The organism is Humibacter albus DSM 18994, assembly GCF_000421825.1.
Taxonomy (GTDB): Bacteria; Actinomycetota; Actinomycetes; order Actinomycetales; family Microbacteriaceae; genus Humibacter; species Humibacter albus.
In genome coordinates, this window is the sequence record NZ_ATXT01000013.1 from 440,095 (window position 1) to 455,016 (window position 14,922).

At 66.2% G+C, this 14,922-nt stretch carries 11 protein-coding genes; 7 read left to right on the top strand and 4 right to left on the bottom strand.

Annotated elements, in window-relative coordinates:
- Window positions 1-62 precede the first annotated feature (62 nt).
- From H623_RS0106760 to H623_RS0106775, 4 genes are all read left to right on the top strand, one after another.
- Window positions 63-1,400, top strand: coding sequence for an ABC transporter substrate-binding protein (locus tag H623_RS0106760; protein WP_022900184.1), 1,338 nt, complete (start codon window positions 63-65; stop codon window positions 1,398-1,400).
- A 9-nt stretch (window positions 1,401-1,409) separates the two neighbouring features.
- On the top strand, window positions 1,410-2,348 hold the full coding sequence (locus H623_RS0106765) for a carbohydrate ABC transporter permease (RefSeq protein WP_022900185.1): 939 nt from the start codon (window positions 1,410-1,412) through the stop codon (window positions 2,346-2,348).
- Complete coding sequence (locus H623_RS0106770) at window positions 2,345-3,217, top strand: carbohydrate ABC transporter permease (protein WP_022900186.1); 873 nt, start codon at window positions 2,345-2,347, stop codon at window positions 3,215-3,217. The genes H623_RS0106765 and H623_RS0106770 overlap by 4 nt, the downstream gene beginning before the upstream one ends.
- A gap of 63 nt (window positions 3,218-3,280) precedes the next feature.
- Window positions 3,281-4,675, top strand: coding sequence for a sulfatase family protein (locus H623_RS0106775; RefSeq protein WP_022900187.1), 1,395 nt, complete (start codon window positions 3,281-3,283; stop codon window positions 4,673-4,675).
- 27 nt (window positions 4,676-4,702) lie between these two features.
- On the opposite strand, the gene H623_RS0106780 is transcribed toward H623_RS0106775, so the two are convergent.
- Window positions 4,703-5,941: an arginine deiminase gene (locus H623_RS0106780; protein ID WP_022900188.1), complete on the bottom strand. Its 1,239-nt coding sequence runs from the start codon at window positions 5,939-5,941 to the stop codon at window positions 4,703-4,705.
- A gap of 34 nt (window positions 5,942-5,975) precedes the next feature.
- Entirely contained in the window at window positions 5,976-7,517 is a 1,542-nt protein-coding gene (locus H623_RS0106785; RefSeq protein WP_281169279.1) for a basic amino acid/polyamine antiporter, read from the bottom strand.
- Between the two features lie 233 nt (window positions 7,518-7,750).
- On the opposite strand from H623_RS0106785, the gene H623_RS18350 reads away from it, so the two are divergent.
- On the top strand, window positions 7,751-9,799 hold the full coding sequence (locus H623_RS18350; RefSeq protein WP_084485769.1) for an ABC transporter ATP-binding protein: 2,049 nt from the start codon (window positions 7,751-7,753) through the stop codon (window positions 9,797-9,799).
- A gap of 175 nt (window positions 9,800-9,974) precedes the next feature.
- On the opposite strand, the gene H623_RS0106795 is transcribed toward H623_RS18350, so the two are convergent.
- Both H623_RS0106795 and H623_RS18355 read right to left on the bottom strand, forming a co-directional pair.
- Window positions 9,975-11,330: an alpha-L-fucosidase gene (locus H623_RS0106795; RefSeq protein ID WP_022900191.1), complete on the bottom strand. Its 1,356-nt coding sequence runs from the start codon at window positions 11,328-11,330 to the stop codon at window positions 9,975-9,977.
- Between the two features lie 24 nt (window positions 11,331-11,354).
- Window positions 11,355-12,383 carry an acetylxylan esterase gene (locus H623_RS18355; RefSeq protein ID WP_022900192.1) on the bottom strand — a complete coding sequence of 343 codons (1,029 nt, stop codon included), beginning with the start codon at window positions 12,381-12,383 and terminating at the stop codon, window positions 11,355-11,357.
- 192 nt (window positions 12,384-12,575) lie between these two features.
- Here H623_RS18355 and H623_RS18360 point away from each other — a divergent pair, with 192 nt between their 5' ends.
- Both H623_RS18360 and H623_RS0106810 read left to right on the top strand, forming a co-directional pair.
- A complete protein-coding gene (locus H623_RS18360; protein WP_022900193.1) occupies window positions 12,576-13,421 on the top strand; it encodes an SDR family NAD(P)-dependent oxidoreductase in 846 nt (281 codons plus the stop codon).
- A gap of 200 nt (window positions 13,422-13,621) precedes the next feature.
- Window positions 13,622-14,902 (top strand): ABC transporter substrate-binding protein, encoded by a 1,281-nt coding sequence (locus H623_RS0106810; RefSeq protein ID WP_022900194.1) that lies wholly within the window; start codon window positions 13,622-13,624, stop codon window positions 14,900-14,902.
- Window positions 14,903-14,922: the final 20 nt, after the last annotated feature.

A 14,922-nucleotide genomic window follows, 5' to 3' on the forward strand; every position in this document is an offset into this window, starting at 1 on the left:
TCCACCCCACCCCAAAACGCCAACCAGGCGCCCCATGCGCGCCTCGATCGAAGGAGATCACCGTGAACCAGCCGAACAATGGCCTGTCGCGCCGCTCCCTGCTCAAAGCCGCCGGAATCGGAGGCCTCTCGCTCGCCTCCGCCGGCATGCTCGCCGGCTGTTCCGTCGGGCTCAACAAGTCGTCCGGCTCGTCGAGCACCAAGGGCAAGGGCAAGCACGGGGTCACCGGTGAACGCACGGGCAAAGAGCTCGTGATCTACATGAACGCCGGCCACATCTACAAGGCGTACACCGACCTCTTCTCGCGCTTCGAGAAGGAGCACAACATCAAGGTCACCGTGAACCCGCAGCAGTGGCCCGACCTGCAGACAAAGCTGACGGCGGGCTTCCTCTCCGGTGATGTGCCCGACCTGTGCGAGGAGAACGGCTCCTGGTGGAGCGTGCGCTGGGGCACGGCGGGCAACGTCCTCGCCCTCGACGACTACATCGCCAAGGACGGAAAGGCCATGGGCTTCCCGAGCGACTTCGTGAAGGCGGGCGTCGAGGTGCGGCAGGCGAACGGCAGCACGTACGCCATCCCGCTGCACCTCACCTGCAACGGCCTCATCTTCTACAACAAGGGGCTGTTGGATGCCGCCAACGTCGACGCTCCGAAGACCTGGGACGAGTTCACCGAGGCGTGCAAGGCGCTCACGGGCAACGGCGTCTACGGGGCCGCCTTGAACCAGGACTCCAGCTACTCGCTGCCGTGGGTGCTGCAGGCCGGAGCGGACTATTTCGACGCGAGCTCGAAGAAGTTCCTCACGCCGGAAGCTGCGGCGGCGAAGTCGTTCGCCCTCCAGCAGAACATGGTCTACAAGTACAAGTCGTCGCCTGCACCGGTCGCGAGCGTCAGCTACTCCGGGCCGCAGAAGATGTTCTCGGCCAAGCAGTCCGCCATGATCCTCACGGGCCCGTGGGATATCAGCCCGATCCAGACCGGCAGCGCCGACATCGAGTTGGGCATCGCCGCGCCGCTCACCGGCAAGACGCAGTCGGCGACGCTCGCCGGCTCCGGCCTGATGATCCCGGCCAAATCGCAGAACGCCGACCTCGCGTGGGAGCTCATCAAGGAGATGACCAAGCTGAAGACGGAGCTCGCGGTGACGACGGAGACCGGCATGACCATGCCGCGCAAGTCGTGGGCCGAGAACTCCGCAGTGAAGAGCGATCCGCTCCTGAACGTCGTCGCGAAGTCGCTTCCGCTCGCGGTCGCCACCGACAAGCCGCTGTCGCAGAACAACAACATCGCCAGCATCACTACGGCGTACACCACCATGTACCAGCAGATCGTGTCTCAGCAGACCGCCGTCGACACCGCGATGGCGAAGTTCCAGAGCACCGTGAAGTCGTACGTCTAGGTCGTGGCCATGAGTCTTGTCGACACCGTTCCCGTGGTGGACGAGGGCACGCCGCCTTCGCCGACCCGGCGCCAGGGGCGGCGCGTCACGCCGCTGCGGCGCAAGCAGATCATCACCGCGTATCTGTTCCTGATACCGGCGGTCGTCTTCTTCGTCGCGATGTTCTTCTATCCGCTCTTCAACGAGCTCCTCACGAGCTTCACCTCGGGCCTCACCGACCCGGTGCCCGTGGGTTTCGACAACTACCTGCGCGCACTCAGCGACCCCGTCGTCATCCATTCGTTCCTCGTCACGCTCGAATACGCCGCCGGGAGCCTGGTGGGCAGCATCATCATCGGCCTGCTGCTGGCGCTGATGCTGAACCAGGGACTGCGCGGGCGCGTCGTGCTGCGCACCATGATCCTGGTTCCCTACATGACGTCGATCGCGATCGTCGGTCTGCTGTGGCGGAACATCCTCGACCCGAGCGTCGGCATCCTGAACACGGCTCTGCACGCGGTGGGGCTTCCCGGGCAGGAGTGGCTCAACACCGCGCCGCTTCAGACGCTGATCGGCATCACCGTCTGGCAGGAGAGCGGATACGTGATGATGCTGTTCCTGGCCGGACTGCAGGCCATTCCCGAAGAGGTCTACGAGGCATCCAAGATCGACGGCGCGGGCGTGTGGACCCGGTTCCGTCGCATCACGGTTCCGCTGCTGGCGCCCACGACGTTCTTCGTGCTGCTTGTCGGCGTGATCAGCTCGATGCAGCAGTTCGGGCTGCCGTACATCGTCACGAACGGCGGGCCGGGGGATGCGACGTCGCTGTTCGTCTTCCAGGTGTACCAGGAGACGTTCACCAACCAGGACATCGGCTACGCCTCCGCGATGGCGTTCCTGCTGCTCATCTTCATCCTGATCCTCTCCTTCATCCAGATGAGGATCGGGCGTCGGAAGGATCTCGTATGACGCTCGCAGCCCGCCCGGCCCGTCGCCGCTCCCAGCGCGGGCTCGATGACCGGCTCTTTCCCGGCGCGACAGCGGTCAGCTATGTCGTCGCGATCCTGCTCGCCCTGGCATGCGTCATCCCGCTGCTGTACATGATCTCGCTGGCTTTCCAGTCGGACGCCGAGGTGCAGGGCGGCACGGCGGTGCTCCTCCCGAGCACGTGGCAGTGGGGCAACATCGCCCGCGTCTTCGACGCCGCGCCGTTCGGTCGCTTCCTGCTGAACAGCCTCATCGTCGCGGGCCTCATCACGATCTCCCACCTCGTGTTCGACCCGATGGTCGGCTACGTGTTCGCGAAGTTCGACTTCCCGCTCAAAGGCGCGATCTTCACGGCCATCCTCGCGACGATGATGATCTCGTTCTTCGTTCGCATGCTGCCGCTGTACGTGATGTTCAGCAACGCGGGCTGGCTCAACTCGTACCAGGGTCTGGTCGTGCCGTTCCTGATGGATGCCTTCGGCATCTTCCTGATGCGGCAGTACATGATCTCGGTGCCGAACGAGCTGGGCGAAGCGGCTCGCGTGGACGGGGCATCCGAATGGCGCATCTACTGGAACATCGTGCTGCCGCAGACGAAGCCGGCCCTGGCCGTGCTCGGACTGTTCTCATTCGTGTTCCAGATGAACGAGTTCATCTGGCCGTTGATCGCGACCTCGACCGAGCAGATGCGCGTGATCACCATCGCGCTCCCGCTGTTCAACAAGGAGTCGTTCACGCAGTGGAACCTGACGGCGATGGCCTCTCTTCTGCTGTTCGTGCCGATCTGCGCCCTGTTCCTGTTCACGCAGAAGTACGTCGTTCGGGGTATCGCGATGTCCGGGATCAAGTGACCGACGGACTTGCGAATCGGCGCACGTCCGAATCGACAGGTTTTCGACCAGAAAGGTAGGACTGTGGCCGACAAACCCAATGTCCTGGTGTTCCTCACCGACCAGCAGAGGTTCGACACGCTCGGCGTGCACGGCAACCCTCTCGGGCTCACGCCCAATATCGACCGCATGGCTCAGACCGGCACGCACTTCGAGAACGCGTTCACGCCGAACCCGGTGTGCGCTCCCGCACGCTCGGCTCTGCAGACCGGGCTCATGCCGACCGCGACGGGCGTGCACGTCAACGGCATCCCGCTCGCAGTCGATGCCAGGACGATCGCGGGCGCGTTCAACGACGCCGGCTATCAGACCGGTTACATCGGAAAGTGGCACCTCGCCGACCAGGACCCGGTGACCGAGGAGCACCGCGGCGGCTACCGAAGCTGGCTCGCCGCCGACCTGCTGGAATTCAGCTCCGACGAGTACCGCACTGTCGTCTGGGACGAGGACTGCGAGCCCGTCATGCTTCCCGGCTATCGCGCCGACGCTCTGACGGATGCCATCATCCGCTTCATCGCAGACAATCACGACCGCCCCTTCATGCTGTTCAGTTCGTTCCTCGAGCCGCACCATCAGAACGAGCGCGACGACTATCCGGCGCCGGACGGCTACGCGGAGCAGTACACCGGACGGTGGACGCCGCCGGACCTCGCGACGCTCGGCGGCACGTCTGCCGCGCACCTGGGCGGATACTACGGCCAGATCAAGCGGCTCGACGAGTGCATCGGCCGCATCAACGATGCGCTGAAGAGCCTCGGACTGCTGGACGACACCGTCGTCGTGGTGACCTCCGACCACGGGTCGCACTTCAAGACGCGCAACGCGGAATACAAGCGGTCGTGCCACGAGGCATCCATCAGGGTTCCGTTCGTGCTGCACGGCGGCCCGTTCACCGCGGGCGGCCGGCACAGCGAGCTCGTCAGCACCGTCGACTTGCCGGCGACCCTGTTCGAGATGGCGGGAGTCGACACGCAGAACCTGCACGGTCGCTCCCTGCTGCCGCTGGTGGACCGCCGGCCCGACGCGGAGCCGTGGCGCGACAGCGTGCTCGTGCAGATCAGCGAGTCGCAACTCGGCCGCGCGCTGCGCACGGAGCGCTGGAAGTACTCGGTGCTCGTTCCCGGCGACGACGGCATGGCGGCCGCGTCATCGACGGTTTACGAAGAGGATGCCCTGTTCGACCTCGAAGCGGATCCTTACGAACTGCAGAACCTCATCCACGAGGCGGCGTTCGAGGAGGTCATCACCGAGCTCAGGGCGAAGCTGATCGAGCAGATCAGGGTGCTGGAGGGCACGGAGACCGAGATCCGCCCGGCGCACCGGGAGAAGGGCATGCGCAGCCCCGACACGACGGCGCGAGCGCATCCGATTCAGGCCACGAGGTTCGGGCATCAGCCGCGAGCGGTCGCTCGGCCATAGGCCGTGGTCCGGGTTGTCGCGTACGGCTTAGAACTCCACGGGGTCACGCGAGATCGGGCACGTCATGCAGTGGCCGCCCCCGCGGCCCCTGCCGAGTTCGGCGCCCACGATCGTGATCACCTCGACGCCCGCCTTGCGCAGCAGCGTGTTCACGTGGGTGTTGCGGTCGTAGGTGAAAACGACGCCCGGCTCCACGGCGACGGCGTTGTTGCCGCTGTCCCACTGCTGGCGCTCGCCGGCGTACCAGCCGCCTCCTGGCTCGACGGTGCGCAGGCGGGCCAGCCCGAGGGCATCCGCGACCACGTCCACGAACGAATCCTTCTCCTCGGTGACCTCCACGCCGCCGGAATCGGCCGGGCGCAGCGAGAACGCCTGGATGCCGTCCACGATGTCGGGATAGTAGGTCACCAGATCGCGGTCCGCGAAGGTGAACACCGTGTCGAGGTGCATCGCCGCCCGCAGCTTCGGCATGCCGGCCACCACGACGCGGGACGCAGCGCCCGCCCGGAACAGGTTCGCCGCGACCTGGGTGATCGCCTGTCGGGAGGTGCGCTCGCTCATGCCGATGAGCACGGCGCCGTTGCCGACCGGCATCACGTCGCCGCCTTCGAGCGTGGCCTGCCCCCACTCCTTCTCCGGGTCGCCCCACCACACCGTGCTTCCGGCATACTCCGGATGGAACGTGTAGATCGCCTTCATCAGCAGCGTCTCGTCGTGCCGTGCGGGCCAGAACAGCGGGTTCATCGTGAGGCCGCCGTAGATCCAGCAGGTGGTGTCGCGCGTGTAGATCGTGTTCGGCAGCGGCGGCATCAGGTATTCGGTCGTGCCCGTCGACTCGCGGGCCAGCGACACGGATGCGGGCCGGAACTCCGCGGGAAGCTCGCGTGTCGAGAGGCCGCCGATCAGGTACTCGGCCAGCACCGCGTCATCCAGCGAGTCGAGGAACGCCCGGGTATCGTCGACGAGCCCGAGCCCGACCTCGTTCGCCGTGATCTTGCGGTCGAGCAGCCACGCCTTCGCGCCGGGCACAGCCAGCGTCTGGGTGAGCAGGTCGTGCAGCTCCACCACCTCGACACCGCGCGCCTCGAGCTTGAGCACGAAGTCGTGGTGGTCGCGCTGGGCGTTGTGCACCCACAGCACGTCGTCGAAGAGCAGGTCGTCGTTGTTGCTGGGCGTGAGGCGCTCGTGCGCGAGCCCGGGGCGGCACACCAGAACCTTGTTGAGCTTGCCCACCTCGGAGTGCACGCCGTACGGCTGATTCGGCATCGGATGCTCCTTCTTGCGTTTGCCTGGTTCGTTATCAGTGGTTGTAGTAATCGACGGGTGCCGGCGGCGCGATCTGCACGGCCCCGGTAAGGAGCAGCACGAGCCCCACGATGGCGAACACCACGAGCACGATGAACACGATCAGGCCCGGTCTGGTGAAGATGCTGACGTGTGTGCCAGGCGAAGCATCCTGTCGCTGCTCGCGGCGCGCGAAGTAGTACAGCAGCGTCGCCGGAGCCAGCAAGAGGGCCGCCAGGAACATGAACACATACCCGGCCGCCCAGACGAGGAACAGCGTGTACACGGTGGAGATGATCGCGATGACGAGGTCGCGGGTGCGGTGGTCGGGCTTCGTGATGTCGTAGCCGTCGCGTTTCAGCGCGATCTTGATCGCGTAGCCGCTGGCCAGGGCGTACGGCGCGAGCGACAGCGCCGCCGTGAGGTCGAGCGTGAAGTCGAGCGCGTTGTGCAGGAACTGCACGGCGAACAGGATGGCCGTGACGAAGATGGACGTCCAGAGCACGGCGTTCGCCGGCGCGCCGTGCTTGTTCAGACGGCCGAAGTAGTTCGGCATGTCCTTGTCGCTCGCGGCGGCGAACACCACGTCGGCCGCCAGGAGCTGCCAGGCCAGATAGGCGCCGAGCACCGAGATGATGAGCCCGATGCGGATGAACGCGCCACCCCACGGTCCGACCGCCGCTTCGAGCACGCTGCCCACCGACGGCTGTGGGAGGTGCGCGATCTCGGCCTTCGGCAAGATGCCGTACGACAGGATCGACACGCACGCGAACAGTGCCAGCACCGCCAGGAAGCCGGTGACGGTCGCCTTGCCGACGTCCGATCGTTTCTTCGCGTGCCGCGAGTAGACGCTCGCCCCCTCGATGCCGAGGAACACGAACACCGTGACGAGCATGGTGCCCTGCACCTGGAGGAACAGGGAGTCTCCGCCGGGAACGTCGTAACCGCCGCTCAGGTTGCCGATGAAGACATCCCACTTGAAGAAGAAGATGACGAGCACGAGGAACAGTGCCAGCGGCACCAGCTTCGCCACCGTGACGATGGCGTTGATCGCCGCTGCCTCTTTCACGCCCTGACGGATCAGGAAGAAGAACCCCCAGACGGCCGCCGCCGAGATGATGAATGACAGCCAGGTGTCGCCTTCGCCGAGCGCGGGCTTGAGCTCGGGGAACAGCTGGCTGATCGTGGTCATGATCAGAATCCAGTAGAAGGCGTTCCCCGCACACGCGGATGCCCAGTATCCGACCGCGGAGAGGAAGCCCGGGTAGACCCCGAAGCCCTCACGGGCGTAGACGTACACACCGTTGTTGAGCTTCGGCTTGCGGTTCGCGAGGGTCTGGAAGACCAGCGCGAGCATGAGCATCCCGAGCCCGGCGATGCCCCACGCGATCAGGGCGCCGTAGACCCCGGTCTGCGTGGCGAAGCGCGTCGGCAACTGGAACACGCCGGCTCCCACCATGGAGCCGACGACCATCGCGGTGAGCGCGGGGAGACTGAGTTTTCCTGCTTTGGATGCTTCGGCTTCGGGATTCGCCAGGCCGCTGTCTGTTGTCGTCACGCTTGCGTCCTTCACTCCGGGGGTCGGTCGCCGTCGCCATCGTGCACCTGGCCGTCGCGGTCCGTCAGGTCCAGACCGGGTGAGATCGGGTCCGTGACGCCGACGACGCGACGCGTTCGCCGTCGACGAGGCGGCCGAAGTAGCGCGGAATAGATCCAAACGATATATCGTTGACGTGTCTTGTTGTGTGGGCGATCGTGGTGAGACGCCGCGCACGTCACGAGGAGGGCTTCATGAGCGAAAACAGACAGGCTGGGCCGGGAGGGCACGGTGGCGGACCGGGTGTCAGTGCAGGTCCGGATGGCCACAGCACGGGCGGCGGTGCGTCTGGCGGGAGTGCCGTGGACGGTGGACAGCCGAGTGCCCGCGCGGCCCGCCCCGGTGGCGACGCGGGTGGCGGACACGCGGGCGGTCGCTCCAGCGGCGGCCACGGTGGCGGCCACGGCGGTCCCGCGGGGCGCGACATTGCGGCCCAGAAGGCGGCGAATGCGCAGGCGCCGAAGATCCCGCACCTGATGCGCCGGGTGGCGGCATTGTTCGCGCCGCACAAGACCGCACTCACGGTGACCGTCGCGCTGGTGCTTCTCTCCGCGGCGCTGTCGGTCGTGCCTCCGCTGCTCACCCAGCGGGTGTTCGACGACGGCCTGTTCCCGAAGGCGGGGCATCCGGACTACCGCACCACGACCATCCTCGTCGTCGCCATGATCGCCGTGTTCCTCGTCTCCGGCGGGCTCGGCGTGTGGCAGACCTATCTGACGGCACGGGTCGGCAACTCCGTGATGGGTGAGATGAGGGTACGGCTGTTCCGCCACCTGCAGTCGATGGAGCTGAGCTTCTTCACGCGCACCAAGACCGGTGTCATTCAGTCCCGCCTGCAGAACGACGTCGGCGGCGTCTCGAACGTGCTCAGCAACACGATCTCGAGCGTGCTCGGCAACATCGTGACGGTGATCGCGGCGTTCGTCGCCATGGTCGCGCTGAACTGGCAGCTCACGCTCATCGCGGTCGTGCTGATGCCGTTCCTCGTGATCGCACAACGGCGAGTCGGACAGGTGCGGGCGCGCATCGCAACGGCCACGCAGGAATCACTGTCGGATATGACCGCGATCACGCAGGAGACGCTGAGCGTGTCGGGCATCCTGCTGTCGAAGAGCTTCAACCGTCAGCGTGATGAGATCACGCGCTACTCGGCCGAGAACGACACGCAGGTGGCGTTGCAGGTGAAGGAGACGATGAGCGGCCAGTGGTTCTTCGCCATGGTGCACCTGTTCCTGTCGTCCATTCCGGCGATCGTCTACCTCGTCTCGGCCTGGATGCTCGGCCTCGGCGCCCACGACATCACCGCCGGAACCATCGTGGCGTTCACCACGGTGCAGGCGCGCCTGCTGTTCCCGCTGATCGGGATCATGCAGACCGCGCTCAACCTGCAGACCTCCGGCGCCCTGTTCGCCCGCATCTTCGAGTACCTCGACCTGAAGCCTGCGATCGTCGATCGCGCGAACGCCGTCGACGTCTCCGTCGACGCGCCCGTGGGCGACATCGAGTTCCGCGGCGTGACGTTCCGCTATCCGGATGCCGCGGCGAGCGAGCGCGCGACCCTCGACGATGTGGACTTCGCCATCCGTCCCGGTCAGTTCGCGGCGTTCGTCGGGCCGAGCGGCGCGGGAAAGACCACGGTGTCGTACCTCGTGCCGCGGCTCTACGAGGCGACCGACGGCACCGTGCTGTTCGCCGGCACCGACGTGCGCGACCTGCGGCACGAGTCGCTCGTCGACCACATCGGCATCGTGAGCCAGGAGACGTACCTGTTCCATGCATCCATCGCCGAGAACCTGCGTTATGCGGCACCGGATGCCACGCAGCAGCAACTCGAGGACGCCGCGCGCGCCGCGAATATCCACGACACGATCGCCGGGTTCCCCGACGGGTACGACACGATCGTGGGCGAGCGCGGCTACCGGCTCTCGGGCGGCGAGAAGCAGCGGATCGCCATCGCACGCGTGCTGCTGAAGAACCCGGAAGTGCTCATCCTCGACGAGGCCACCAGCGCTCTCGACACCATCTCGGAGCGCGTGGTGCAGCAGGCGCTCGACTCCGCGGCACACGGGCGCACCACGATCGCGATCGCGCACCGGCTCTCCACGATCGTCGCCGCCGACGTGATCTTCGTGGTCGACCGCGGGCGCATCGTGGAGCACGGTACGCACGGCGAGCTGCTGGCCGAAGGAGGCGTCTACGCGCGGCTGTATGAGGAGCAGGCGAGCGTGCTCGCCGTCGGCTGAGGCAGCCCGGTCCGGCGTGCCCGCTGACCGAGCGGACCGAGCCCACATGCCCGCTGAGCGAGCGGAGCGAGTCGAAGTGGCACTCGCCCCGCGAGGGGACCGAGTCGAAGTGGCACTCGCCCCGCGAGGGGACCGAGTCGAAGCGGCACACCGCCCCGCACGCGACGCGGCGTGCTCAGCGCAGGAACATCTCGATGACCGGCACCGCGACATCCGGCCGGCGTACGGGAAGCGTGAGGGTGAGAGTGCCTGCCGGTTGCCCGCCCTGGGTGAGGTTCTGTGCGGTGGCGTTCGGGTCGATGACCCGCATCTTCAGTTCGCTGCCGTCGTTGAGCAGTTGCGCGTACTCGACCTCGTCGGCGAGCCCGGGTAGGTGGAGTGTTTCGAACGGCCACGCGAACAGGTGCGCGTAGAGCCGGTTTCCTCGCTGGGTGTATCGCACGTCGGGCGGCGGTGTGTGCGCGCTGACACCGGCACCGTAGATGGCGCGACCGTGCAGTCGCATCCATTCGCCGAGGCCCGCGAGTGCCTGCTCGGCGTGCGGATCGAACGCGCCGCGCCCGTTCGGGCCCACGTTCAGCAGGAGGTTGCCGTTCTTGGACACCCCGTCGATGAGCATGCGGATCAGCAGCTCGGGTGATTTGTAGTCGGTGTTGTCGCGGTCGTATCCCCAACTGCCGTTGAGGGTCTGGCACGCCTCCCACAGCACCGGCTGGCCGTCGACCTCCAGCGGCCTGTCGGGCTGGTACTGCTCCGGGGTGACGAAGTCGCCGGGGATGCCGAGTCTGTCGTTGACGAGGATGTCCGGCTGCAGCCGCCGCGCCATGCCCAGAAGGTCGCGCGCACCCCAGTCATCGGCGCCTTTGCCGCCCCACACCGGGGTCGCCTCGTCGGCGCCGTAGGAGAAGTCGAAGAACAGGTAGTCGATGCGGCCGTAGTTCGTCAGCAACTCCCGCACCTGGCCGTGCAGATACTCCCGGTAGACGGCCACATCCCTGCCCGCGTTCAACTCGGCCACGTTCGGGTCGTCGCGCAACGGGTGGTGCCCGTCGATCGGGAAATGCGGGTGATGCCAGTCCAGCAGCGAGTGATAGAACCCGACCTTCAGACCCGCCTCCCGCACCGCGGCCACGAACTCGGCCACCACATCCCTACCGAACGGGGTGCGCATCACCGTGTACTCCGTCAACGCGGAATCCCACAGGCAGAACCCGTCGTGATGCTTCGTCGTCAACACCACATACCGCATCCCCGCGGCCTTCGCCGCGGCCGCCCACTCATGGGCATCGAACAGATCCGGATCGAAGTGCGCGGCATACCGCTCGTAATCGGCCACCGACATCCGCTCACGGTTCATCACCCACTCATGCCGCGCCCCCAACGCATACAAGCCCCAATGCACGAACAACCCCAACCGGTCATGAGTGAACCAGGCAGTATCAGGGGCGGCGGGCACCTGGCTGGTGCGTGAGAGATCGGAGGTCGCCCGGTCGGCGGGCGACGATGCGGCCGAGGTGTCGTCGAAAGACATGTGCAGACTCCTTACCAGAGCACGCTACGCGAGAGAGTCGGCCGAAACATGTTCGGCCGGCGCACGACCAATGGGCGGCGGGCTCGCTTCTTCGGCGAAGACGTCGTGCAGGAACGAGAGCCGGCGCTCGGCGGCGAGCTGGCCGCCGCCCTCGTGCCCGTTGAATGGGTAGACATCGATCTGCTTGGGTCCGGCGTAGTGGTTGTACGCGGCGAACACCGTGGATGCCGGTGCGACGTCATCCATGAGTGCCACCGAGAAGCGCGAGGGTGCGAGTGACCGTGCTGCGAAGTTCATGGTGTCGAAGTAGCTGAGCGTCGTGAAAGCCTGCTCCACGAGCTCCGGCCTCGATCGTCCGAATTCCGCGAGTTCCAGTGACGGGCCGGCCGATGCGATGTCGGCGGCGCGGCGCAGGTGGCTGAGGAACGGGAGGTCGGCCAGGACTGCGCGGGCGATGTCGTCGAGGGCGGCGACGGCGACGGCGAGCGCGGCACCCTGGCTTCCGCCGGCGACCGCGATGTGCCGGGCGTCGACATCCGGATGGACTGCTGCGGTCCTCAGTGCCCGCACGGCGTCGACGATGAGGCGGCGGTAGTAGAACGTCTCGGCGCTGAGCACGCCCTGGGTCATGAAACCGGATGTCTGTCCGAGTCGGCCCTCGTCGCCGTCCGGCGTCTCACTGCCCGCCTGACCACGGTTGTCGACGATGAGGTTCGCGTAGCCTGCGGCGCTGTAGAGGAGGTTCTGGAGCGTGACGGGTGTGCCACGGCCAGTGCCGTAGCCCATGTACTGCACGACGCAGGGCAGTGCACCGTGACGATGCCGAGGAAGATGCAGCCATGCCTTGACAGGTTGCCCGTCGTATCCGGCGAACGTCACGTCGAACGACTCGATGGTCGTCAGCGGCGAGTCGACGGGATCGAAGCGCGGCGCCGGTCCTTCTGGGGCGTGTTCGGCGAGCGTGGTCGCCCAGAACGCGTCGAAATCCGCGCGGGCCGTGCTGGCCGGGCGGTAGGTCCGCAGGCGGTCGAGAGGCAGGTCGAACAGGGGCATGTGCTGGCGCGTCCTTTCAGATTGCGGCGGGCGTCGCCGGTGCCGGCGGCATCGCCCGTGGTCGCACGATCCTCGAACGGCATGAATTCCGGCACGCTGGGACGGGACCGCTTTCGAACGCTCAGTCACCCGGGCGAACGAATTAGCGACTATCGATGAACGATAGTATTCCCTATGTCGAGGAGGATGCACATGACGACGATGAACACCGCATCGAACAGCGCATCGAATGCGGAGCGGAACGCAGCGCCCGGAGGAGGATCGGAGGCGGCCACGAATGGCGCGGCAGGACCACCCGTCCCGCGCGATTTCGAGGGCCGGGTCGCGGTCGTGATCGGCGGCGCATCCGGCATGGGGCGGGCGACGGCGGCGCTGTTCGCCGCGCGAGGCGCACGGGTCAGCCTTTCCGACCTGGACGCCACTCGTGGGGCGGCGGTGGCGGCCGAACTGACGGATGCCGGTGCCGACGTGATCTTCTCGGCTGCGGACATCCGGTCGCCGAGTGACCTGGAGCGTCTCGCCGCACGCACCGTGGAGGCGTTCGGGCGTGTCGACGCACTCTTCCTCAGCGCGGGCCGCGTCGAGGCCGAACTCGGCCCGATGCTGGAGCTCTACCTGCAGGGACCCGCGAACTGTGTTGCGGCGTTCGCGCCGCAGCTTGCCGAATCGGATGCGCCGAGCATCACGTTCACCGGCTCCACGTCCGGACTTCGCGCGCACCCCGGCGCTCCGTGGTACGCCGCAGCGAAGAGCGGACTCGTCGGCATGACGCGCACTCTGGCGCTCGATCTGGCGAAGCAGGGCATTCGGGTGAACGCGGTGTGCCCGAGCGGCGTGGATACGCCCATGCTGCGCGCGACCCTGCGCGGCAGCACCGAGGAGATCGAAGCGAAGCTCGCCGAACAGGCCGCGCGCAAACCGCTCCGGCGCTGGGTCGGGGCGGAGGATGTCGCGAACGCGGCGGTCTTCCTGGCCTCGTCGCAGGCATCCATGATCACGGGCGTGTCGCTGCCCGTCGACGGCGGTGAAAGCCTGTGACGGTCGTGGTCGAGTGTGATCGGATGCGGCACCGGCTTGCGCTCCGACCTCGATCGTGTAATTCTTTCGACTATCGATAGTCGTTCCGATTGGATCAATGGGTTCTGCACACCACGGTTCATCCGGAACGAAGACCGATCCCAGCAACGAGGCTAGGGTCACTTCCCGCCTCAATCCCCAGACATCAGAGTGGAGTCGGAATGAAAGGCAAAGGGATCTGGCGGCGCGTAGGCGCCGTCGCAGTGGTCGCCGGCGCGGCGTCCATGGTGCTGGCCGGCTGTTCGTCGAACGGGTCGGCGAGTGCATCGGCCGACACGGCGAAGGCGGAGTCGGCGCACCTGCGCATCATCGTGAACATCTCGCCCAACCTCACGGTGGCGTACTGGAACAAGCTGTTCGCCAAATACGAGAAGGCGCACCCCGGCGTCACGGTGAAGCTGGAGCGCACCGGCACCATCTCGGCCGCAGACAAGCTGAACCAGGATCTCGCCGCGGGTGATCCGCCCGACATTGTGCAGCAGGTCACCCCCAGTGCTGACACGGCCAAGCTGTTCACCGATCTCTCCAAGGAGTCGTGGACGAAGAAGACTCCGCTCGTCGACAACTACAAGATCAACGGCAAGACGTATCTCGTGGGTGCCGGTGAGCAGGTGCAGTCGCTGGTCTTCTACAACAAGGAGGCGTTCACGAAGGCCGGGCTCGACGCAGCCAAGATCAAGACCGTGGCCCAGTTCACCAAGGCGATGGGCAAGCTGAAGGATGCCGGCTACGTGCCGCTGCAGACCGCCGGTCAGTGGGTCACGGGCTCGCAGTTCACGCTCTTCAACGACTCGACGACCATGACCAAGACACCCGACTGGATCAAGAAGCGCCGGGAAGGCGACGTGACGTTCGCGGGCGACAAGGACTACATGAAGTCGCTCAAGGCCTACAAGTCGTGGGTCGACAAGGGATACCTGCAGAAGAGCGATCTGGGCCTCGCATACGCCGACGGGCAGACCAACTTCTTGGAAGGCAAGTCGGCCATGTACATCATGGGCTCGTTCTTCGTTCCGGCGGCCGACCAGGCCAAGGCCAGCGACGACTTCGGCGTGTTCTCGATGCCGACCACGGGCACGTACCCGACGAAGCAGTTCAGCAATATCGCCGACCCGTACGTGGTGGTCAAGCAGTCGAAGAATCAGAAGGCCGCGATCAGTCTGGTGAAGTGGCTGACCACGGACAAGACCGCCGTAGGCAGCGAGCTCGCCGCCGACGGCAACTTCCGCAAGGGCTACACCTACACGATGTCGAGCCTGGGCAAGGGCGTGCAGAAGATCGTGGATGCCTCGCCCGGCGGATTCGTCGAAGCGGCAGATGAGCAGCCGCTCCCCGGCTACTCGACCGAACTGAACAGTCAGATCCAGTCCCTGTACTCGGGATCGACCCCGAAGCAGGTGGCGGAGAACTTGGACACGTGGTGGGACTCGCAAACGCAGTGATCGCCGACGCGCGCTCTCCC